Raw genomic sequence first — 21,116 nt, 5'->3', positions numbered from 1 at the left:
GCGGCCGTTCAGGCCGACTGCTTGACGCGCATGTACCACTCCACCAGCCGGCGCACCTGGCGTTCCGTGTAGCCGCGCGACACCATGCGCTCCACGAAGTCGCTGTGCTTCTTCTCCGTTTCCCCATCCTTCTTGGAGCCGAAGGAGATCACCGGCAGCAGGTCCTCCACCTGCGAGAACATCCGCTTCTCGATCACCTCGCGGATCTTCTCGTAGGAGGTCCAGGAGGGGTTCTTGCCGTTGTTGGAAGCCCGCGTGCGCAGCGCGAACTTCACCACCTCGTTGCGGAAGTCCTTGGGGTTGGCGATGCCCGCGGGCTTCTCGATCTTGGTCAGCTCGGCGTTCAGCAACTCCCGGTTCATCATCTGCCCGGTGTCAGGGTCCTTGAAGTCCTGGTCCTCGATCCAGGCATCGGCATAATCGAGGTAGCGGTCGAACAGGTTCTGGCCGTAGTCGTGGTAGCTTTCCAGATAGGCCTTCTGGATCTCGTTGCCGATGAACTCGGCGTAGCGCGAGGCCAGTTCCGACTTGATGGTGGCGAGGTACTGCGCCTCCGTGTCGGCTGGAAACTGCTCGCGCTTGATCGACTGTTCCAGCACGTACATCAGGTGCACGGGATCGGCCGCGACCTCGGTGGGGTCGTGGTTGAAGGTGGCGGAGAGCACCTTGTAGGCGAAGCGGGTGGAGATGCCGTCCATCCCCTCGTCCACGCCGGCCGCGTCGCGGTATTCCTGCATGGTCTTCACCTTGGGATCGGTCTCGCGGAGGTTCTCCCCGTCATAGACCCGCATCTTGGTGAAGGGCCGCGAATTGGCGTGCGGCTTGAGGCGGCTGAGCACGGCGAAGCGGGCCAGCATCTCCAGCGTGTGCGGCGCGCAGGGCGCGTCCGACAGGGCGGAGCCGCGGATCAGCTTCTCGTAGATCTTGCCCTCTTCCGTTACCCGTAGGCAGTAGGGAACCTTGACCACGCTGACGCGGTCCAGGAAGGCCTCGTTGGTGCGGTTGTTGCGGAAAGACTGCCACTCCGCCTCGTTGGAATGCGCCAGGATGATGCCTTGGAACGGGATGGCGCCGATATTCTCAGTGCCGACGTAGTTGCCCTCCTGCGTCGCCGTCAGCAGCGGGTGCAGCATCTTGATCGGCGCCTTGAACATCTCGACGAATTCGAGAAGCCCCTGGTTGGCGCGGTTCAAGCCGCCGGAGAAGCCGTAGGCATCCGGGTCGGCCTGGGAGAAATCCTCCAGCTTGCGGATGTCCACCTTGCCGACGAGGGCGGAGATGTCCTGGTTGTTGTCGTCGCCCGGCTCGGTCTTGGCGATGGCGATCTGCTTGCGCCGCGACGGGTAGAGCTTCACCACCGTGAAGCGCTGCAGGTCGCCGTCGAATTCCTCCAGCCGCTTCAGCGCCCAGGGGGAGGCGATGCCGGTCAGCACGCGGCGGGGGATGTGGTACTGCTCTTCCAGGGCCCCGGCCATGCGGTCGGGGTCGAAGAGGCCGAGCGGGCTCTCGAAGACCGGGCTCAGCTCGCCCCGCGCCTTGAGGACGTAGATGGGCTCCTGCTCCATCAGCGCCTTGAGCCGCTCACCGAGCGAGGACTTGCCGCCGCCCACCGGGCCCAGCAGGTAGAGGATCTGCTTGCGCTCCTCCAGGCCCTGCGCCGCGTGCCGGAAGAAGCCCACGATCCGCTCGATCGTGTCCTCCATGCCGTGGAACTCGGAAAAAGCGGGGTAGACGCGAATGGTGCGGTTCAGGAACAGCCGGCCCAGCCGGGGATCGCGGGCGGTGTCGACCGTCTCGGGGGTGCCGATGGCGCGCAGCATGCGCTCCGCGGGGCCAGCGTAGCAGGAGGGGTCCTCGCGGCAGGCTTCCAGGTACTCGGCCAGGCTCATCTCGACGCTGCGCTGCCCGTCACGCATCGCGCTGTGCAGAGAGAAAACATCCCCGAGAGGTGACATGAATGCTCCTTCTTCGCGACGACTCTCACACGGAGGTAACTGGGTGGTCTTCCCGGTATCGCAGCCCATAATTGGAAAAAATCGTAGTGAACCGGCCAGCCTGTGGCAGGGAAATGGCAATGGCGTGATGGAAACGCCGCCAAGTAACATTGCAGCAATAAAGGCCGGCGCGTGTCGGCGGACTTGTCCGGCATGCCGGAGTCGAATCGGTTACAATCGCGGTGCGCGCCTGCATTCCGAGAGGAAGCGTAGGTCACTCCCGCAATGCCGTTCAACTCTTTCCTGCATGTGTTCGGCCTGCGTGGCACGGCCATTGCCGCACCGCCATCCACGGCCCGCCAGCGCACTGCCGTCGCGGTGCGTGTGGGTCGGGTGTTCCTGGGTGTTCGAGGGGCGCTGCCCCTGGACTCTCAGGGCAAAGGCGGAGCCTTTGGCCGAGCCGGGAGTTACGAACTCCCCGGCCCCCACGTTGAGTGCCTTCGGCGGGGGCGGGTTGGACAACGCTGTCCATAACGACTGCCGTCAGCCATCCCGCCCCCGCCGGAGGCACTCATGAGACACGAGGAGCCTAAGCTCCTCGCGGGGTGTCCAGAGGGGCAGAGCCCCTCTGGCCCAGGCCCCAACACCCAGAACCACCCGGCCCACCGCACGGCGGCAGGCCGGCAGTCACGGCGTGGCCCGTGTTCAGCCCAGGCCGCCGAGGAGGCAGTACTTGATCTCCAGGTAGTCCTCGATGCCGTACTTGGAGCCTTCGCGACCCAGGCCGCTCTGCTTCACGCCGCCGAAGGGCGCGACTTCGGAGGAGATGATGCCCTCGTTGATGCCGACGATGCCGGCTTCCAGCGCCTCGGCCACGCGGAAGATGCGGCCGACGTCGCGGGCGTAGAAATAGGCGGCCAGGCCGAACTCGCTGTTGTTGGCCAGCGCGATCCCCTCCTCCTCCGTGCGGAAGCGGAACAGGGGGGCAACGGGGCCGAAGGTTTCCTCGCGGAAGATCAGCGCGCCCTGCGGCACCTCGGTCAGGACCGTGGGCTCGAAGAAGTTGCCGCCGCGGCTGTGGCGCACCCCGCCGGTCAGGACCCGGGCGCCCTGGCCGGTGGCGTCGGCAATGTGCTCCTCCACCTTGGCCACGGCATCGGCGTTGATCAGCGGCCCCTGGGTGACGCCGGGCTCGGTGCCGGGGCCGACCTTCAGGGCTTCCACCGCCACCTTCAGCTTGGCGGCAAAGGCGTCGTAGACGCCGTCCTGCACCAGGATGCGGTTGGCGCAGACGCAGGTCTGGCCGGTGTTGCGGTACTTGGAGGCCATCAGCCCCTGCACCGCCGCGTCCAGGTCGGCATCGTCGAACACCAGGAAGGGCGCGTTGCCGCCCAACTCCATGGAGGTCTTCTTGATCGTGCCGGCGCACTGCTCCAGCAGCTTGCGCCCGACCTCGGTGGAGCCGGTGAAGGAGAACTTGCGGATGATCGGGTTGGTGGTCAGTTCCAGGCCGCTCTCGGCCGCGGGGCCGGTGACCACGTTGCACACGCCCGGCGGCATCCCCGCGCGCTCGGCCAGGGCGGCGATGGCCAGGGCCGAGAAGGGCGTCTGCGAGGCCGGGCGGATCACCCCCGTGCAGCCGGCGGCCCAGCCGGGCCCGGCCTTGCGGGTGATCATGGCGGCGGGGAAGTTCCAGGGCGTGATGGCGGCGAAGACGCCGATCGGCTGCTTCATCGCCAGGATGCGGCTGCCCGGCTTGAAGGTCGGGATGACGTCGCCGTAGACGCGCTTCCCTTCCTCGGCGAACCATTCGAAGAAGCTGGCGGCATAGGCGACCTCGCCCTTGGCCTCGGCCAGCGGCTTGCCCTGCTCGGCCGTCATGATGGCGGCCAGGTCGTCGGCATTCGCCATCATCAGCTCGAACAACCGGCGCAGGATCGCGGCGCGTTCCTTGGCCAGCATCGCGCGCCAGGCCGGCAGGGCGGCCTCGGCGGCTTCCACCGCGCCGCGCACCTCCTCCCGCGACAGGGACGGCACGGTGCCGATCACCTCGCCGCTGGCGGGGTCGCGCACCGCGATGGTCTTGCCGGAGGCGGCCTGCACCCAGGCGCCGCCGATGCGGTTGGTCTGCCGGAACAGGTCCGGGTCCTTCAGCACGAGCTTCTGGACGGTGTCGAGCATGGCGCGGGTCCCCCGGGGTTGCTGCCGGAACACATGGCGAAGCGGCACCGGCCTGTCATCACCGGCCGGGCTCCCCCGCCCCCCCCATGAGGCGCAGGGGAGCGGGGCTCGGGGCCGAGGCCGGGCGACCGCCGGGAAGCCGGTGGAGCCGGCGCGCCCGGAACGGCCGGTGCTCCCGGGCGGCTAGTGCGGCGCCCGCGCGGCCATCAGCGCCTCGATCCGCTCGATCAGCTGCACACCCTCGATGGGCTTGCGCAGGAGGGAATAGCTCCCGGACAGCGCACCGCTGATGGCCATGGAGGCGCCGTCGCCCGCGTAGCCCGTCAGCAGCACCGCCGGCAGGGAAGGCCGCCGCGCCTGCGCCGCATCGATCAGGGCAAGGCCCCCCATGCCCGGCATGGACAGGTCGGTGACCAGGATGTCCACCGCCTCCCCCGCATCCAGCAGGTCGAGCGCTTCCTGGCCGCCGGGCGCGAGCAGCGTGGCGTAGCCCGCATCCTCCAGCAGCCCCGCCAGCACCTCGCGCACCGTCGGCTCGTCGTCCACCACCAGCACGCGGCGCCGCACCGCACCGTCATCCGCGGCGCCCCGCCCGTCGGCGGGTCCGCCGGGCGATCCCGCGGCCGCCTGCGGCGCCAGCGGCAGCCAGAGGGACACCACAGTTCCCCGGCCGCGCTGGCTCTCGACCACCAGGGCGCCGCCGGATTGTTCGGCGAAGCCCTTGGCCATGGACAGGCCGAGCCCCGTGCCGGCGCCCTGCGGCTTGGTGGTGAAGAAGGGCTCGCCGGCGCGGGCGATCGTGGCGGCATCCATGCCGGTGCCCGTGTCCGATACGCTGATCCGGACATAGCGGCCCGGCTCGAGCCGCACCGGACCGGACGCGCCGTCCAGGACCACCTCCTCGGCGGCCATGGTCAGGGTGCCGCCGTCCGGCATCGCGTCGCGGGCGTTGCTGGCAAGGTTCACCAGCACGGTTTCGAGCTGCCCCTTGTCGGCGAGCAGGGGCCGCGTGCCGGGCGCCACCGCGTGGTGGCAGGCGATCGCGGCGCCCAGCGTGTGCGACAGGACCTCGCTCAGCCCGGACAACAGGGGCTCCACCGCGACCGGCTCGGCCCGCAGCTCGTCGCGGCGGGCAAAGGACAGCAGCCGCCGCGTCACCGTTCCCCCTCGCCCCGAGGCATCCAGGATCATGCGGGCCAGGCGGAGGATCCCCGCCACGTCGCCGGGGCGCCGCTCGATCAGCGCGGCGGCGCCCTGCACCGCCTGCAGCACGTTGTTGAAGTCGTGCGCGATGCCGCCCGCGAGCTGCCCCAGCGCCTGCATCCGCTCGGCATGCGCCGCCCGGGTCTGCGCGGCCTGCCGGGCGGCGACCTCCTCCTGCACCCGCGCTTCGAGTTCCGCGTTCAGGCGACGCAGCTTCTCCGCCGCGGCGCGCTCCTCCGTCACGTCCCGGACCACCCCGACCAGCCGGCGCGCGCGCCCATCCGGGTCACGCCACACCTCCGCCCGGCAGGCCAGCAGCCGCACCGCGCCGTCCGAGGGCCGGATGATGCGGAACTCCGTCTCGTAGCCGGAGCCGCCCGCTTCCAGCGCCGCCCGCACCGTGGCCATGTGCCCCGCGCGGTCGTCCGGGTGGATGCGGGCCAGGGCCGCCTCGTGGGTGTCGGTGGTGACGCCTTCCGGCAGGCCCGAGATGATGGCGTATTCGGGCGTCACCACCGCCACCGGGTCGTCCACCTGCAGGTCGAAGCTGCCGATGCGGGCGACCTGGTGCGCCAGCCGCAGCCGGTCCTTGCCCAGGCGGCGCAGCTCGGCCTCGCGCGCGCGCACCTCGGCCGCGGCCCGCGACAGGGCGGCGGCCACGCCGTCCACCTCCGCCACGCCGTGCGGCACGGCGAGGGTTTCGCCCCGCCCGGTCGCCTCGGCAGCGCGGGCAAGCGCGGTGATGCGCAGGCCGAGCCTCCGGCCGAGCAGCACCGCCGCGCCCAGCGCCGCCGTCAGCGCGAGCAGGCCGAGCCAGGCCGCGCGCCGGACCGCGCGCCAGGCTTCGATGCCGATGGCCTCCCGGGGCAGCGACACCACCGCCGTCCAGGGCGCCACGGACAGGCGGCGCAGGGCCGCATCCATCGGTTGCCCGGTGACGCGGGCGACCGCCACCATCGCGTTCGAGCCGGGCGGCGCGGCCTGGGCGATGCGGGTCACTTCCGGAGGGGCCACTGCCGCGGTGCGGTCACCTTCCGGGACGGGGGTATGCGCGACGAAGCTGCCGGTCTTGCTGACCACGGCGCCGAGCGCCCCCGGCGGCAGCACCGCCTCGATCGTCGACTGGAACTGCTGGGCGCGGATGCCGATGCCGACGGCCCAGCCGGGCGCGCCGGATTCGGGGATCGGCGCGCGAACCGTGACCAGCGGCACCTTCGCGATGCGCCCGGGAAACGGGTCCGACACGGTGGGAACGACCGCGCCGGATTCCCGGCTGACCAGGGGGGCCGGTCCTTCCGGCAAGGCCCCGCCGGGAGGAACCAGCGTGTTCAGGGCCTGGGTGGCATCGGGCCGGACCAGCACCAGATTCAGCCAGGACGGATTTCGCGCCAGCAGCGCCTGGAAGCGGGAGCGGAGCCGCTCGGGATCGGCCAGGTCCTCCGGCGCGATGGCCAGGGCGATGGCCTCGGTGGCCTTCAGCGTTCCGGCGACTTCCAGGTCCACGGCCGCGGCCAGGGCCTGGGCCTGGTTCTCCAGGTTGCGCAGCTCGGCGTGCCACCGCTCCTGGGCCTGCTGGATCAGCAGCCCGCTGCCCACCATCAAGGGCGGGATGGTCAGGGACGCGACCAGCAGCGCGAGGTAGGTGCGGAAGCGCATGGGCCAACTGTCCCCTGGCGGTGTTGAAACAACGCGAATGCCGCGCCCCGGGCATCCCCGGGTGGGCGGCGGCGCCGGGTGCCGGGCCGCTCGGCCAGCCGCCGGGAGTGCCGAGGACGGCCACGATCCGCGGGCCGCCGCATCGGGGTTTCCGGTTCAGCGCGGCGGCGCGTGCCGGGTCAGCCCAGGCGGGTGACACAGGGGGGCCGGGGGTGTGGCAGACCCGGCCGGAGCGGACGCCTGTTGTCTTCGACGGGTCCCGCATCGGGGAACCAGCCGGCCTGGACGGCGGCAAGCGTGGCTTTGTTTCCGATGCCGATGACCGCCGCGCTATTCCACCGTGACGGCCTTGGCGAGATTGCGCGGCTGGTCCACGTCCGTGCCCTTCAGCACGGCCACGTGGTAGGCCAGCATCTGCACGGGAATGGCGTGCAGGATGGGCGCCACGAAGGGGTCCACCGCCGGCAGCTCCACCACGGTGCGGCTGAAGCGGCGCAGGGCGGGGGCGCCGGCGGCGTCGGTGAAGGCGATGATGCGCCCGCCGCGCGCCGCGGCCTCCTGCAGGTTGGAGGCCGTCTTCTCGAACAACGGTCCCGACGGGCACAGCGCGATCACCGGCACGGCCGGGTCGATCAGCGCGATGGGGCCGTGCTTCATCTCGCCGGCGGCATAGCCCTCGGCGTGGATGTAGCTCAGCTCCTTGAGCTTCAGCGCGCCTTCCATGGCGATGGGGAACAGCGACCCGCGCGCGAGGTAGAGCACGTCCCGCGCGCCGACGATCTCCGCCGCCACCGCCTCGATCGCGGCGCTGGCATCCAGCAGGCGGGCGGCATGTTCGGGCACTTCCAGCAGGGCGGCGGTCAGGCGCGCCTCGGCCGCGGCGTCCAGCGTGCCGCGGGCGCGGGCGAAGCCGATCGCCAGGCAGGCCAGCACGCTCAGCTGCGCGGTGAAGGCCTTGGTGGAGGCCACGCCGATCTCCGGCCCCGCCACGGTCAGCAGGCTGGCATCGGCCTCGCGCGACATGCTGCTCTCGGCCACATTCACCACGGCCAGGCTGTTCTGCCCGCCGGCGCGCAGCAGCCGCATCGCCGCCAGCGTGTCGGCCGTCTCGCCGGACTGGGACACGAACAGCGCCGCCCCGCCGGGCACCAGCGGCGGGTCGCGGTAGCGCAGCTCGCTGGCCACGTCGGAATCCACCGGCAGCCGCGCCAGGGACTCGATCCAGTAGCGCCCGACCTGCGCCGCCAGATAGGCGGAGCCGCAGCCCGAGAGCGTGAGGCGCGGCACCGTGGCGGGGTCGAAGGGCAGCGCCGGCAGGGACACGGCGCGCGAGCCGGGATCGACGTATTGCCGCAGCGTGTCGCCGATCACCGCCGGGTGCTCGTGCAGCTCCTTTTCCATGAAGTGGCGGTAGTTGCCCTTGCCCACCGCGGCGCCGGACACGGAGGCCAGCTTCACCGCGCGCTCCACCTCCCGGCCGGACGCGTCGTGGAAGGTGGCGCCGCGGTCGGTGACGGTGGCCCAGTCGCCTTCCTCCAGATAGGCGATGCGGCGGGTCAGCGGCGCCAGCGCCAGCGCGTCGGAACCCACGAACATCTCGCCCTCGCCGAAGCCCACCGCCAGCGGCGCGCCCTGCCGGGCGGCCAGCAAGGTGCGGGGGTGGCCGGCGAACACCGCGGCCAGGGCGAAGGCGCCGTGCACGCGCTTCAGCGCGCCGGCAAAGGCGGTCTCGGGGTCCTGCCCTTCCGCCAGGTGGCGGTCCAGCAGCCGGGCGAAGGTCTCGGTGTCCGTCTCGGTCTCGAACTCGGCGCCGCCGGCTTCCAGCTCGGCGCGCAGCTCGGCGTGGTTCTCGATGATGCCGTTGTGCACCACGGACACCCGGGCGGTGCCGTGCGGGTGGGCGTTGCGCTCGGTGGGGGCGCCGTGCGTGGCCCAGCGGGTGTGGCCGATGCCGGTCTGGCCGGGGAGCGGGTCGCGCGCCAGGACCTCGGCCAGGTGGATCAGCTTGCCCTCGGCGCGGCGGCGCTCGATGTGGCCGTTCACCAGGGTGGCGATGCCGGCGCTGTCGTAGCCGCGGTATTCCAGCCGCCGCAGCGCTTCCAGCAGCCGCGGCGCCGCGTCCTGCTGCCCGACCACGCCCACGATGCCGCACATCTCAGCGCTTCTCCTTGCGGCGGGCGGCGCGGAAGGCCGCGGCGCGCCCGGGTTTGCTGTCCTGCCGTGCCCGGCCGAAGGCCATGGCATCGGCGGGAACGTCGTCGGTGATCGTGCTGCCGGCGGCGACGAAGCTGTTCTCGCCCAGCACCACCGGAGCCACCAGCGTGGCATTGGAACCCACGAAGCTGCCGGCCCCGATCGCGGTGCGGTGCTTGCTGAAGCCGTCGTAGTTGCAGGTGACCGTGCCGGCGCCGATGTTGGCCCCCGCGCCGATCGAGGTGTCGCCGAGATAGCTGAGGTGGTTGGCCTTGGCCCCTTCCCCCAGCACGGCGTTCTTCAGCTCCACGAAATTGCCGACATGGGCACGGGCTTCCACCACCGCCCCCGGCCGCAGCCGCGCGAAGGGCCCGATCACCGCGCCCCGCCGCACCGTGCAGCCTTCCAGGTGCGAGAAGGCGCGGATTTCCACGCCGTCCTCCACACTCACCCCGGGGCCGAACACCACGTCGGGGCCCACGGTGACGTCCTGGCCCAGCCTCGTGTCGTGGCTGAAGGTCACGCTTTCCGGCCGGATCAGCGTGGCGCCGCCGGCCATCGCAGCCTCGCGCAGCCCGGCCTGTACCGCGGCCTCGGCAGCGGCCAGCTCGGCGCGGGTGTTGATGCCGCGGCATTCCGCTTCCGGTGCTTCCACCGCCACGGCGCGCTGCCCGTCGCCCCGGCACAGCGCCACCACGTCCGTCAGGTAGTATTCGCCCGAAGCGTTGCGGTTTTCCACGCGCCGCAGCCAGCCGAACAAGGCCGAAGCCTCGGCGCAGATGACGCCCATGTTGCACAGCGGCTCGGCCCGCTCCGCTTCCGTGGCGTCCTTCCATTCCACCACCCGGGCGATGCCGCCATCGGCGTGCGGCAGGACGCGGCCGTAGCGGGCGGGATCGGCGGGGCGCATCGCCAGCAACGCCAGCCCGGCCTCGCGCCGCGCGTCCAGCAGCCGGCGCATGGTGTCGGGGCGGATCAGCGGGTTGTCGGCGTAGAGCACGGCCACGTCGCCGTCGAAGCCGTCCAGCACCGCGGCCGCCTGCAGCGCGGCATGGGCGGTGCCCAGGCGCTCCTCCTGCACCACGCAGGGGTAGGGGGCGGCGGCGTCTTCCAGCGCCGGCATGTCGGGGCCGACCACCACGACGACATGGTCGAAGACCTCCTCCACCGCGGCGAGGAGATGGGCGAGCATCGGCCGCCCGGCCAGCGGGTGCAGCCCCTTGGGCAGGGCGGAGCGCATCCGTGTCCCGAGACCGGCGGCGAGAAGGATGGCGGCAGGCATGCATCCCGCCTAGCGCGCCGCGCCCTCCGGCGTCCAGCGCGGCGCCTTCAAGTCATGTTGCCGGCTGCCACGATGGGCCGGAGAGCCGGCCAGGGCCCAGGGGCAGCGTCCTCTCCGGCCACACCCTGGTCCACCTGCAGCCCCCACGGCCCGGCAGCCCCACGGCCCGCGTGGCCCCGGGTACTGGGCTGCCCGAGCAACCCGGCCGTGCAACGCCGCAGGCCCCTCGGCCGTTCTGCCCTCCATCCGACAGGAGGCGGCGCCATGCCGGACACCGACCCGGCGGAGGCCATCCTCCCCGTCGCCGAAGAAGTGCTGCACGTGTCCAAGCGGCAGGTGGAAACCGGGCGCGTCCGCGTGTCCCTGACCACCGAGGCCGTGGAGGAGCTGGTCCGCGACACCCTGCGCCGGCGGCGCGTGGAGGTGGAGCGGGTCGCCGTGAACCGGCGCGTGGAGCAGCCCCCCCAGGTCCGCGAGGAGGACGGCGTGCTCGTGATCCCCGTGGTGGAGGAGGTGCTCGTGGTCGAGAAGCGCCTCATGCTGAAGGAGGAGATCCGGCTGCGCTTCCTGGACACGCAGGAAGCCGTCGAACTTCCCCAAACGCGCCGCGTTCAACATGCGGCGGTCGAACGTGTCGGGCCGACGCCGGACGAGCCCGCCGAGGCACCATCCCCCGCCCCGTAACACCTCCCCCTCTCCGCCCCCCTTCCCCAGGAGCCCCGCCATGACGCGAACCATCACCGGTCTTTTCGACAGCCGCGACGAAGCCAACGAGGTCGTGGAGCACCTGCTGCAGCACGACGGCATCGAGCGCAGCCACATCCGCATCCACGCCACCGACGCCACGACCGCCGGCGCCGCGAGCACCGCCGACGACAAGGGCTTCTGGGCCTCGCTGAAGGACCTCTTCATTCCCGACGAGGACCGCTACGCCTATTCCGAGGGCATCCGCCGCGGCGGCGTCGTGGTCTCGGCCGAGGTGCCGGACAACCTGGTGGAGCATGCCGCCGACGTGTTCGAGCAGCACGGCGCCGTGGACCTCGACACGCGCGAGGCGCAGTGGCGCAGCGAAGGCTGGAGTTCCTATGCCGGCGATGCCGTGGTGGGCGGCAGCATGACCCCCGCGGGCGGCACCGTCACCGCGGGCAACACCGCGATCGGCGCCTCCACGGCGGGCTCCACCCTCGGCACCGGCTCGGTCGGGACCAGCACCGCCGCCAGGGCGCCGATGGCCACCGGCACGGCCGGCCTGGGCCAGTCCACGGCCGCCCACCTGACCGGCACGGCCGCGACGGCTTCTGGCACCACCGGCACCGCGGCGCGCACGGGCGGTGAGGAGGTGATCCCCATCGTCGAAGAGCAGATCCGCATCGGCAAGCGCGAAACCAACCACGGCCGGGTGCGCGTCCGCTCCTACGTGGTGGAAACCCCGGTCAATGAGCAGGTGATGCTGCGCGAGGAGCGGGTGAACGTCGAGCGCCGCGCGGTGGACCTGCCGGTGACCGCGGCGGACGACGTGTTCCGCGAACGCACCATCGAGGCGGTGGAGCACGCCGAGGAAGCCGTGGTGGCCAAGGAGGCCCGCGTGGTGGAGGAGGTGGTGATCCGCAAGGACGCCACCGAGCGCACCGAAACCGTGCACGACACCGTGCGCCGCACGGAAGTGCAGGTGGAGGACGACCGCACGGCCGCCGGCACCACCACCCCGGTGCCCCCGAACAATCGGGGCTGAGCCGGCGTTCCCCGGCCGGCACACCGGCCGGGAGGCAAAGAACCTGGAACGGCGGCAGCGCAAGTTGCCGCCGTTTTCGTTCGTGCCGCCCCCGACCATCGGCCGGTGTCCTGGGCCGCGGGCCGGACGGGCCACCAGTCCCGGACGTTCCGTCGGGCAGGCAGGCGCGCCGGAACACGGAAGTGTTGACAAATGCTGTTCGCTTATGGCGAATGAAGTTCCGCGCAGCACCCCTCCGGGCCGGCGCGAACCCATTCAGCACGCGGCCTTCCGGCGGGAACGGCCCGACGGCAGGAGCGCGCAACCATGGCCAGCAGAACCCGCCCCCGCGTCCTCATCGCCGGCGGCGGCCTGGGCGGCCTGACCGCGGCCCTGTCGCTGCTGCGGCGCGGCATCGACGTGGAGGTGTTCGAACAGGCGCCGGAACTGCGCGAGGTCGGCGCCGGCGTGCAGATCAGCGCCAACGGCTCCCGCGCCCTGTTCGAGTTGGGGATCGGCGAGGCGGTGGCGGAGCGCTCCACCGTGGCCTCGGGCAAGGAGATCCGCCTCTGGAGCACGGGGCAGATCTGGAAGCTGTTCGACCTCGGCGCGACCTCGGTGGAGCGCTACGGCTTTCCCTACCTGACCGTGTACCGGCCGGACCTGCTGGACGCGCTGGTGCAGGGCGTCCAGCGCGAGAAGCCGGACGCCATCCATCTCGGCTCCAAGGTCGCGGGCTTCGCCCGCCGCGGCGACGCGGTGGAGCTGCGTCTGGAGGATGGCCGCACGGTGGAGGGCGACGTGCTGGTGGGCGCCGACGGCATCCATTCCCGCATCCGCCACGGGTTGTTCGGCGAGGACCACCCGACCTTCACGGGCCTGATGGCCTGGCGCGGGCTGATCCCGATGGAGAAGCTGCCGCCGCACCTGGCGCGTCCCGTGGGCACCAACTGGGTCGGCCCGGGCAAGCACATCGTGCACTACCCGCTACGGCGGGGCGAGCTGATGAACTTCGTCGGCATGGTGGAGCGCGACGACTGGAAGGTGGAATCCTGGACGGCGCGCGGCACCACGGCCGAGCTGGCCAACGACTTCGCCGGCTGGCACGAGGACGTGCAGACCATGATCCAGAACATCGCCGAGCCCTACAAATGGGCGATGATGCTGCGCCAGCCGCTGCCGCGCTGGACGGAGGGCCGGGTGACGCTGCTGGGCGATGCCTGCCACCCCACCCTGCCGATGCTGGCGCAGGGCGCGGTGCAGGCGATCGAGGACGGCTTCATCCTGGGCCGCGCCCTGGCCGAGCATCCCGGCGACCTGGAGGACGCGCTGCGCCGCTACGAGGAAGCGCGGCGCGAGCGCACCACGCGGATGGTGCTGGGCTCGGCCGAGAACGCCAAGCGCTTCCACAATCCCAGCTTGGCCGACCCCGAGGGCGCCGCGGCCTACGTCAACCGCGAATGGGCCGAGGAGCGCGTGCAGGAGCGCTACGACTGGCTGTTCCGCTACCAGGTGGACACCGTACCGGTGTGACCCTCGCCGCGGGCGCCAACTCCCGAAAAGAAGATGGGGGTCCGGGGGAATTCCTTCCCCCGGCCTTCCCTTCTACTGGGCGCGTGCGGCCTTGAACTGCTCCCATTCCCGCAGCTTCTCGTGTGCCTCGCTGGCGGCATGTTCCAGGAAGCCGGGCTCCTCCGTGCGCACGGTGATCTCCAGCCGCAGCCCATTGGGGTCGAAGAAGTAGATCGAGTGGATGAACTCGTGATCCACCAGCCCCTTCACCTCCACGCCCGCGGCTTCCAGCTTCGCCTTCATGTCCAGCACGTGCTGCTCGGTCGGCACTTCCATGGCGAAGTGCTGCACCCAGGAGGGGGTGTTGGGGGAAGGCTGCGGCATCTCGCCCCGGCCGAGGTCGAAGAAGGCCACGTAGGAGCCGTCGGCCATCTCGAAGAAGATATGCGCGTAGGGGCCGGGATCGCCGGAGGAGGGCACGGATTCCACCTGCATGCAGTGCACCAGCGGCAGGCCCAGCAGGTCCTCGTAGAAGGCCCGGGTTTCCTCCGCGTCGCGGCAGGGATAGGCGAAGTGGTAGAGACCCTTGATGTCGGTGTTGGCGGGCATGGTTCCTCCTCCGGTCGCGGCGATGCGTCGCCGGCGCAGCATAGCATCGCCGCGGCGGCGCGGCTGTCCCCGCCGGAGGGGGACAGCGGGTCGCCGTGGCGGCGCGACCGGCACCGTGCCGCGGGCCGGGGCGGCGCCGGCGCGGCGCCGGCAGGGACGGCCCGCGGCGTGACCGGAACCCGGGTGGCGCCGTGATGCGGCCGGCCACCCTGGCAGGGGGCGACCTCCCCGTCGCGTCCCCCTCCGGCCGGGTCGCGCCCGGCCCGGGCTTTCCCGTTCCGCCCTCCCCCGGCCTGGCCGGCGCCGTGCTGGCCCTGGGCGAGAGCGGTTTCGCCGCGCGGTTCCTGGACGCGCTGGACGCGGTGGCGCCGGCCGACATGTTCTCCGCTTTCGCCCTGGAAGGGCCGGGGGTGCTGCGGCTGCTCTGCGCCGGCGGCGGGCAGGGCTGCGCCCCAGATTTCCCCCGCACCGCCTCGCAGCACTACGCCGGCGGCTACTGGCGCCACGACCCCGCCATGGCGGCAGCGGTGGTGGCGGGCGGCCCGGCCGCGGCGCCGCTGCTGCGCCACCAGCGGCGCGAGCGCATCCCGCGCTCACACTACCGCACCCTGTGCTACGAGGAGCCGCGGGTGCTGGACCGGCTGTCCGTGCTGGCGCCGGCGGGAGAAGGCCGCCCCATCCTGTTCAGCCTGTACCGCACGCAGGAGGCCGGCTGCTTTTCCGCCGCCGACGCGGCGCGGCTGTCGGCCGCGGGGGCGGTGCTGGCGGCGCTGCTGGGCAAGCACGACGCGCTGCGCCGGTTCGCACAGCCGCCGCGGATGGCCGCCGCCCTGGCGACCCGGCTGCAACGCGCCTGCCCCGAACTGAGTCCGCGGGAAGCGGCGGTGTGCGGCGGGCTGGCGGCCGGGCAGGCGCTGAAGGAGATCGCGCGCGAGGCGGGGCTGGGGCTGAGCAGCATCGTCACCTACCGCAAGCGCGCCTACGCCAAGTTGGGCGTGGGCGACCGCCGCGGCCTGCTGCGCCGCATCGAGGAGGCGCCGGACTGAGCGCGACCCGCGCCCTGTCCTCCGCCGCGGGGGACAGACACCGCCCTGGCGGCGCGCCATCGATCCGCCTACCACCACCACGCAGACCACGCCCCTGCCACGCCGCGGGGCCACCACAGGAGGAAGCCTCCCCGCATGTCCGACACCGCCGCCACCAAGGCCAGCTGGGACCGCATCCCCGTGATCCTTCGCTTCGAAGAGAAGCTGAAGATGACGGAAACCTACGGCTTCACCGGCGCCCAGGGCTTCACCGTGCTGGAAGGGCAGCGGCTGCTGCCGCGCGACCGGCCTTCGGACACGGTGTTCCTGTTTATGCACCCGACCTCGACGCTGCAGCTGCTGCCGATGCCCACCGCGCTAGCAGATGCCGGGCTGCATGTGCTCTGCGCCGGCAGCCGCTACGCCAAGAACGATAGCGCGCTGATCATGGAAAAGGTCGCCCGCGACCTGGGCGAGTACATCCGCCACGCGCGCGAGGTGCTGGGCTACCGCAAGGTGGTGCTGATCGGCTGGTCCGGCGGCGGCTCGCTGTCGCTGTTCTACCAGGGCCAGGCGGAGCAGCCCTCCATCACCCACACCCCCGCGGGCGACCCCTACGACCTGACGCAGGCCAACCTGCCGCGGGCCGACGGTATCATCTTCATCGCCGCCCATCTCAGCCGCGCGGAAACGATGACGGAATGGATGGACCCCTCCGTCCGCAACGAGCTGGACCCGGACGACCGCAACCCGGAATTCGACATCTACGCCCCCGATGCGGTGCACAAGCCGCCCTTCGACGCGGGTTTCGTGGCGCGCTTCCGCGACGCGCAGCGCGCGCGCAACCGCCGCATCACCGACTGGGCGCTGGAAATGCTGGAAACCCTCAAGCGCCGCGACAATGGCGAGATGGAGCGCGCCTTCGTGGTGCACCGCACCATGTGCGACCCGCGCTGGATCGACCCGACGCTGGACCCCAACGGGCGCAAGCCGAACTGGACCTACCTGGGCGATCCCCGCACGGTGAATTCTGGCCCCGCCGGACTGGCGCGCTTCACCACCCTGCGCTCCTGGCTGTCGCAGTGGAGCTACGACCTGAGCAACGCCAAGGGCCCGACCAACGCCGCGCGCATCCGCGAAACCCCCGTGCTGCAGATCGAGAACGAGGCGGACGACGCGGTGCCCGCCACGCACAACCCCGCGGTGCGCGCCGCCCTGGCCACGCCGGACAAGGAGTTCGTGCAGATCAAGGGCGCCACGCACTACTACCTCGGCCAGCCCGCGCAGTTGGCGGAATGCATCGGCGCCGTGCTGGACTGGTCGCGGCGCAAGGGCTTCGCGAACTAGCGAGAAGCCGGGGGGAAGTATCCCCCCGGACCCCCTTCTATTTCCGGGAGTTTTTCGGGCGCACCAGTGGCCAGTGGCGTTCTTCAAACTCCTGAAAAAATTCCGCACCCTGGACCTGACCGCGCCGCGCTACGGCTTCCGCGGCGCCTACGTGGCGGAGTTCTGGAGCGAGGTCTGGGAACGCATTCAGACCCTGCTCGTGGTCAGCTGAGCAGCGCTCCGCCGGCTACTGCAGCTGCAGGCCCAGGCGCTGGGCCATCTCGCGCTCTTCCTCGTACTGGCGGCGGGCGAAGGCGTCGTAGTCGGCGCTGTTCATGTACAGCATCGGCATGTCCAGCCGTTCCAGCGTGGACACGTGCTGCGGGTCGTACATCGCCGCCTTGAAGCCGTCGTGCAGCTTCTGCACCACGGCCGGGTCCATGCCGGGCGGGCCGATGATGCCGTAGGGCGAGGTGGCCACGAAATCCGTGCCCGTTTCGCGCAGTGTCGGCACGTTCGGGAAGTTGGGCGAGCGCGCTGGCCCCCAGGTGACCAGCAGCCGCAGCGCCCCTTCCTGCACCATCTGTGCCCAGGAGGAACTGTCCGCGCTGGCATCGATCTGCCCGCCCAGCAGCGCCTGGGTGCTTTCCGCCCCGCCGCGATAGGGCACATGCGTCCACTGGATGCCCAGCAGGTCGGCCAGCCGCGTCATGGCGACGTTGCCCGTGCTGGTCACGCCGGTGGAGCCATAGGTGATCTTGCCTGGGTTTTCGCGGGCATAGGCGACGAACTGATTCCAGTCGCGCCAGGGCGCGTCCGGCCGCACCACCACGCCCAGCAGGTAGCCGCCGACATGGATGATGCGGGTGTTGTCGGCGATGGGATCGAAGCCGGGGCGGCGGGTGATCAGCGTTTGCCGCACCGCGGGCACGCCCATATGCGCCACGGTGTAGCCGTCCGGCCGCGCGTCCTTGACTGTCAGCGGCGCCATGGAGCCGCCGGCGCCGGCCTTGTTCTCCACCACCACGGGCTGGCCGAACTGCTTCGAGGCGGTTTCCGCCAGCACGCGCAGCGCCACGTCGCTGGTGCCTCCGGGGGCGAAGCCGACGATCAGCCGGATCGGCCGGCTGGGAAACGGCGCCTGAGCCAGGGCGGGATGCGCCAGCCCGGCCGTGCCCGCGCCGGCCACCACGCCGGCTGCGCCTGCCCGCAGTCCGGCTGCCCAGCCGGCGGCCAACCGCAGGGTGGCGCGGCGCGTCGGCGCGGGATGCGGCGGGACGGACGGCCCTGGCGGCGCGGCGGGATCGGACATGGCTTGTTTCCTCCGGGAAGAACTGCGCCCCTCAGCGCGAGGCCAGCACCGTGGTCGCGAGATTGGCGGCCAGCACGGCGGCGCCGGGCGGCGTGGGGCGGGTGCTGCGCAGGTGTTCCTTGATCGCCCGCACCGCTTCCACAGGATAGGCCAGGATGGTGTCGGTCAGCTTGTTCGCCGCCGCTTCCAGCTCGGCCGCCGGCACCACCTGCCCCACCAGCCCGCAGGCCAGGGCCTCGGCGGCGGAAATCTCCTCCCGCGCCAGGGCGAGATGCGCGGTGGCTTTGGCCGTCACGCGGCCGAGAAAGGCGGTCATCACCAGCAGCGGCGGGATGCCGCGCTCCATCTCGGGGACGCAGAAGCGCGCGGCATCCGAGGCGATGGCCAGGTCGCTCGCCGCCACCAGCGCGGCGCCGTAGCCGTGGGCTGCGCCGTCCACCACGGCCAGCACCGGCACCGGGCACAGGCGCAGCGCCTCGTAGACGCGCAGCGGCGGCTCGGCCACGGCGCGGCGCAGGTTGCTGGGGCGCACGGCAGCCCCCGCGGGCGGGGTGGGCGACACCCGGCCGCGGCAGAAGTCGCGCCCTTCCGCGCGCAGCCGCACCAGCTTCACCTCCTCGTCCAGCGAGCCCAGCGCGGCGGCGATGGAATCCCCCGCGGCGTTGGACACGAGGTTGCCGGTGTCGCCGGCCGCCAGCACGATCTCGAACAGCCCATCCCGCCGTTCCATCCGCAGCGCGTCGCTCATCGCATCTCCTCCCGGCCCGCGGCCGTGTTTTCCGGCATCACGCCGACGTCCCGGCCAGCCCGCGCGGTCACGCCGCGGCCCCGGCCGGAACGCGTGCCGGGCCATCCGCCCGCGCCGCGGCGATGGCGGCCCAGACGCGCTGCGGCGTGGCGGGCATCTCCACATGCTCCACGCCCAGCCCCGCCAGCGCGTCCACCACGGCGTTGATGGTGGCGGCGGTGGCGGGGGTGATGCCGCTCTCGCCGCCGCCCTTGACGCGCAGCGGGTTGCCGCCCGTGGGGTCCTCGGTCAGCGACACGTCGAAGAGCGGGAAGTCGCTGGCGCGCGGCATGCCGTAATCCATGAAGGAGCCGGCGACCTGCCCGCTCTCCACGTCCACGATCGGGTTCTCGATCAGCGCCTGGCCGACGCCCTGCACGATGCCGCCATGCACCTGTCCGTCCACGATCATCGGGTTGATCGCCTGGCCCACATCGTCCAGCGAGGTGTAGCGCGACACCGACACGGCGCCGGTGTCCGGCTCCACCTCCACCTCGCAGATCGCGCAGCCGGTGGGATAGGCGGGGATGCGCCCCGAGAACTCGGCGCTGCTTTCCAGCACCCCGTCGGGGGTCGCGGCCGCCAGTTCGTACAGCGTCAGCGTCTGGTTGCTGCCGGGATGGCGGAACACGCCGTCCTCCAGCGCCACCCCGTCCACGCCGACGCCCAGCCGCGCCGCCGCCAGTTCCCGCGCGCGGTCCAGCAACTCGGCGCTGGCCTGCACCATCAGCGTGCCGGCCAGCCGCATGGAACGGTCGGAATGCGAGCCGCCGCCCACGGTGATGCGGCGGCTGTCGCCGGTGACCAGCGACACCTGCTCCATCGGCAGGTCCAGCCGTTCCGCCACCACCTGGGTGAAGGTGGTCTCGTGCCCCTGGCCGGTGGACTGGGTGCCGGCCAGCACCTCCACCCGCTGCTCGCGGCCGAGCACGCGCAGGATGACCTTCTCGCGCGGCGCGCCCACCGGACTCTCGACGTAGTTGGCCACGCCGATGCCGCGCAGCCGCCCTTCGCGCTCGCTGGCGGCGCGGCGGGCGGCGAAGCCGGCCCAGTCCGCCTGCGCGAGCGCGGCTTCCATGTTGTGGCGGAAATCGCCGGAATCGTACTGCAGGCCGAAGGGGTTGCGGTACGGCAGGGCGTCGCGCGGCACCAGGTTGCGCCGCCGCAGCTCCACCCGGTCCAGCCCGAGGCGCCGCGCCGCCATGTCCAGCAGCCGCTCCATCACGAAGGTGGCTTCCGGCCGCCCGGCGCCGCGGAAGGGACCGGTGGGGGTGGTGTTGGTCATCACCGCCCGGACGCGCGCATGCGCCACCGGCACGCGATAGGCCGTGGTGGAGATGCGGTAGCCGTTGTTCAGCGGCACGAAGCTCACGGTCTGCGCGCCGATGTTGCCCAGCAGGTCGGTGCGGAAGCCGAGGATACGCCCTTCCGTGTCCAGCGCCAGCGCCGCGCGCGTCACCAGGTCGCGCGCCTGGTAGTCGGTGAGGAAGGCCTCCGACCGGTCGGAGGTCCAGCGCACCGGCCGGTTCAGCCGCTTGGCCGCCCAGCAGGCCAGCACCGCCTCCGGGTGCAGGTTGGTGCGGGAGCCGAAGCCGCCGCCGGTGTCGGGGCAGATCACCTCCACCTGCGAGGCCGGCACGCCCAGCACATGGGCCAGGTCCATGCGCTGCCGCACCGCGCCCTGGCTGCCCGCCACCAGCGTGGTGACGTCGCGCGCCGCGTCGTAGCTGGCGAAGACCGAGCGCGGCTCCATGTGGCAGGTGACAATGCGCTGGTTGGTGAACGCGTGCTCCACCACGATCGCGGCGTCGGCGAAGGCCGCCGCGGTGGCCGCGGCGTCGCCGAATTCCTGGTCCAGGCACACGTTGTTGGGTGCGCCGTCCCAGAGCAGCGGCGCGCCCTCGGCGATGGCGTCGAGCGGCGTCACCACCGCCGGCAGCGGCTCGTCCTCCACCTCCACCAGCTCGGCGGCGTCGCGCGCCTGGGCGGCGGTTTCGGCGATCACCAGGGCGACGCCCTCGCCGACGTGGCGCACGCGGTCCCCCGCCAGCGGCGGGTGACCGCTGTCGAACAGGATCGCGGCATCGGGGGCGGCGAAGGCCGGCATCTTGGCGTCCACCGCGTCCGCCGGCACGGGGGTGTGCTTCAGCGGCTTCAGCCCGTCGGCGATGTAGTCCTGCGCCGTCAGCACCGCCAGCACGCCGGGCGCCGCCTTCGCCGCCTCCGTGTTCACGCGGTGGATGCGCGCATGCGCGTGCGGCGTGCGCACCATCGCGGCGAAGCAGGCGTCGCGGGTGGGCAGGTCGTCGGTGTAGCGGCCGCCGCCGGACAGGAGGCGCCGGTCCTCGACGCGTCGGACCGGCTTGCCGATGAGCTTGGGCATGG

Annotated in this window: 15 protein-coding genes; 6 read left to right on the top strand and 9 right to left on the bottom strand. The window is 72.0% G+C overall.

From position 1 onward, the window contains the following. Positions 1-8: 8 nt before the first annotated feature. From ACLIBK_RS04195 to glmU, 5 genes are all read right to left on the bottom strand, one after another. Positions 9-1,955 carry a PrkA family serine protein kinase gene (locus tag ACLIBK_RS04195; protein WP_415385972.1) on the bottom strand — a complete coding sequence of 649 codons (1,947 nt, stop codon included), beginning with the start codon at positions 1,953-1,955 and terminating at the stop codon, positions 9-11. 684 nt (positions 1,956-2,639) lie between these two features. Then, on the bottom strand, positions 2,640-4,115 hold the full coding sequence (locus ACLIBK_RS04190) for an NAD-dependent succinate-semialdehyde dehydrogenase (protein WP_415385971.1): 1,476 nt from the start codon (positions 4,113-4,115) through the stop codon (positions 2,640-2,642). A 183-nt stretch (positions 4,116-4,298) separates the two neighbouring features. Continuing rightward, positions 4,299-6,974 (bottom strand): ATP-binding protein, encoded by a 2,676-nt coding sequence (locus ACLIBK_RS04185; protein ID WP_415385970.1) that lies wholly within the window; start codon positions 6,972-6,974, stop codon positions 4,299-4,301. Between the two features lie 330 nt (positions 6,975-7,304). Further along, positions 7,305-9,128, bottom strand: a complete 1,824-nt coding sequence (gene glmS, locus ACLIBK_RS04180; RefSeq protein WP_415385969.1) for a glutamine--fructose-6-phosphate transaminase (isomerizing) — start codon at positions 9,126-9,128, stop codon at positions 7,305-7,307. A gap of 1 nt (position 9,129) precedes the next feature. Then, positions 9,130-10,449: a bifunctional UDP-N-acetylglucosamine diphosphorylase/glucosamine-1-phosphate N-acetyltransferase GlmU gene (glmU, locus tag ACLIBK_RS04175; RefSeq protein ID WP_415385968.1), complete on the bottom strand. Its 1,320-nt coding sequence runs from the start codon at positions 10,447-10,449 to the stop codon at positions 9,130-9,132. A 264-nt stretch (positions 10,450-10,713) separates the two neighbouring features. Between glmU and ACLIBK_RS04170 the strand changes: the two genes are divergently transcribed. The 3 genes from ACLIBK_RS04170 (at position 10,714) to ACLIBK_RS04160 (ending at position 13,693) form a co-directional block, all read left to right on the top strand. Beyond that, positions 10,714-11,133 (top strand): DUF2382 domain-containing protein, encoded by a 420-nt coding sequence (locus tag ACLIBK_RS04170; RefSeq protein WP_415385967.1) that lies wholly within the window; start codon positions 10,714-10,716, stop codon positions 11,131-11,133. A gap of 40 nt (positions 11,134-11,173) precedes the next feature. Then, positions 11,174-12,181 carry a DUF2382 domain-containing protein gene (locus ACLIBK_RS04165; RefSeq protein WP_415385966.1) on the top strand — a complete coding sequence of 336 codons (1,008 nt, stop codon included), beginning with the start codon at positions 11,174-11,176 and terminating at the stop codon, positions 12,179-12,181. Positions 12,182-12,487: 306 nt separating this feature from the next. Continuing rightward, complete coding sequence (locus ACLIBK_RS04160) at positions 12,488-13,693, top strand: FAD-dependent monooxygenase (protein WP_415385965.1); 1,206 nt, start codon at positions 12,488-12,490, stop codon at positions 13,691-13,693. 72 nt (positions 13,694-13,765) lie between these two features. Here ACLIBK_RS04160 and ACLIBK_RS04155 read toward each other — a convergent pair whose 3' ends face one another. Beyond that, the gene (locus ACLIBK_RS04155; RefSeq protein ID WP_415385964.1) at positions 13,766-14,281 is read right to left on the bottom strand and encodes a VOC family protein; all 516 of its coding nucleotides are present in this window, start codon (positions 14,279-14,281) and stop codon (positions 13,766-13,768) included. Positions 14,282-14,475: 194 nt separating this feature from the next. Here ACLIBK_RS04155 and ACLIBK_RS04150 point away from each other — a divergent pair, with 194 nt between their 5' ends. The 3 genes from ACLIBK_RS04150 to ACLIBK_RS04140 all read left to right on the top strand — a co-directional run bounded on the left by ACLIBK_RS04150 (position 14,476) and on the right by ACLIBK_RS04140 (position 16,864). Continuing rightward, entirely contained in the window at positions 14,476-15,327 is an 852-nt protein-coding gene (locus ACLIBK_RS04150) for a helix-turn-helix transcriptional regulator (RefSeq protein WP_415385963.1), read from the top strand. A 135-nt stretch (positions 15,328-15,462) separates the two neighbouring features. Next, positions 15,463-16,653, top strand: a complete 1,191-nt coding sequence (locus ACLIBK_RS04145) for a hypothetical protein (RefSeq protein ID WP_415385962.1) — start codon at positions 15,463-15,465, stop codon at positions 16,651-16,653. Between the two features lie 73 nt (positions 16,654-16,726). Continuing rightward, the gene (locus ACLIBK_RS04140) at positions 16,727-16,864 is read left to right on the top strand and encodes a hypothetical protein (protein WP_415385961.1); all 138 of its coding nucleotides are present in this window, start codon (positions 16,727-16,729) and stop codon (positions 16,862-16,864) included. A 15-nt stretch (positions 16,865-16,879) separates the two neighbouring features. Here ACLIBK_RS04140 and ACLIBK_RS04135 read toward each other — a convergent pair whose 3' ends face one another. From ACLIBK_RS04135 to ACLIBK_RS04125, 3 genes are all read right to left on the bottom strand, one after another. Continuing rightward, on the bottom strand, positions 16,880-17,944 hold the full coding sequence (locus tag ACLIBK_RS04135; protein ID WP_415385960.1) for a tripartite tricarboxylate transporter substrate binding protein: 1,065 nt from the start codon (positions 17,942-17,944) through the stop codon (positions 16,880-16,882). 31 nt (positions 17,945-17,975) lie between these two features. Then, positions 17,976-18,692, bottom strand: coding sequence for an enoyl-CoA hydratase/isomerase family protein (locus tag ACLIBK_RS04130; RefSeq protein WP_415385959.1), 717 nt, complete (start codon positions 18,690-18,692; stop codon positions 17,976-17,978). A gap of 67 nt (positions 18,693-18,759) precedes the next feature. Next, positions 18,760-21,114, bottom strand: coding sequence for a xanthine dehydrogenase family protein molybdopterin-binding subunit (locus ACLIBK_RS04125; protein ID WP_415385958.1), 2,355 nt, complete (start codon positions 21,112-21,114; stop codon positions 18,760-18,762). Positions 21,115-21,116: the final 2 nt, after the last annotated feature.

Origin of the sequence: Roseomonas sp. BN140053, from assembly GCF_047690175.1 — a bacterium.
In the GTDB taxonomy this organism is placed as follows: domain Bacteria; phylum Pseudomonadota; class Alphaproteobacteria; order Acetobacterales; family Acetobacteraceae; genus Roseomonas.
The sequence above is the reverse complement of the archived record's forward strand: the minus strand, read 5'-3'. Positions and strand labels throughout refer to the sequence as shown.

Coding starts and splice junctions, on each gene's coding strand:
- ACLIBK_RS04195 (WP_415385972.1), bottom strand. CDS start 1,955: ATGTCACCTCTCGGGGATGTTTTCTCTCTGCACAGCGCGATGCGTGAC.
- ACLIBK_RS04190 (WP_415385971.1), bottom strand. CDS start 4,115: ATGCTCGACACCGTCCAGAAGCTCGTGCTGAAGGACCCGGACCTGTTC.
- ACLIBK_RS04185 (WP_415385970.1), bottom strand. CDS start 6,974: ATGCGCTTCCGCACCTACCTCGCGCTGCTGGTCGCGTCCCTGACCATC.
- glmS (WP_415385969.1), bottom strand. CDS start 9,128: ATGTGCGGCATCGTGGGCGTGGTCGGGCAGCAGGACGCGGCGCCGCGG.
- glmU (WP_415385968.1), bottom strand. CDS start 10,449: ATGCCTGCCGCCATCCTTCTCGCCGCCGGTCTCGGGACACGGATGCGC.
- ACLIBK_RS04170 (WP_415385967.1), top strand. CDS start 10,714: ATGCCGGACACCGACCCGGCGGAGGCCATCCTCCCCGTCGCCGAAGAA.
- ACLIBK_RS04165 (WP_415385966.1), top strand. CDS start 11,174: ATGACGCGAACCATCACCGGTCTTTTCGACAGCCGCGACGAAGCCAAC.
- ACLIBK_RS04160 (WP_415385965.1), top strand. CDS start 12,488: ATGGCCAGCAGAACCCGCCCCCGCGTCCTCATCGCCGGCGGCGGCCTG.
- ACLIBK_RS04155 (WP_415385964.1), bottom strand. CDS start 14,281: ATGCCCGCCAACACCGACATCAAGGGTCTCTACCACTTCGCCTATCCC.
- ACLIBK_RS04150 (WP_415385963.1), top strand. CDS start 14,476: ATGCGGCCGGCCACCCTGGCAGGGGGCGACCTCCCCGTCGCGTCCCCC.
- ACLIBK_RS04145 (WP_415385962.1), top strand. CDS start 15,463: ATGTCCGACACCGCCGCCACCAAGGCCAGCTGGGACCGCATCCCCGTG.
- ACLIBK_RS04135 (WP_415385960.1), bottom strand. CDS start 17,944: ATGTCCGATCCCGCCGCGCCGCCAGGGCCGTCCGTCCCGCCGCATCCC.
- ACLIBK_RS04130 (WP_415385959.1), bottom strand. CDS start 18,692: ATGAGCGACGCGCTGCGGATGGAACGGCGGGATGGGCTGTTCGAGATC.
- ACLIBK_RS04125 (WP_415385958.1), bottom strand. CDS start 21,114: ATGCCCAAGCTCATCGGCAAGCCGGTCCGACGCGTCGAGGACCGGCGC.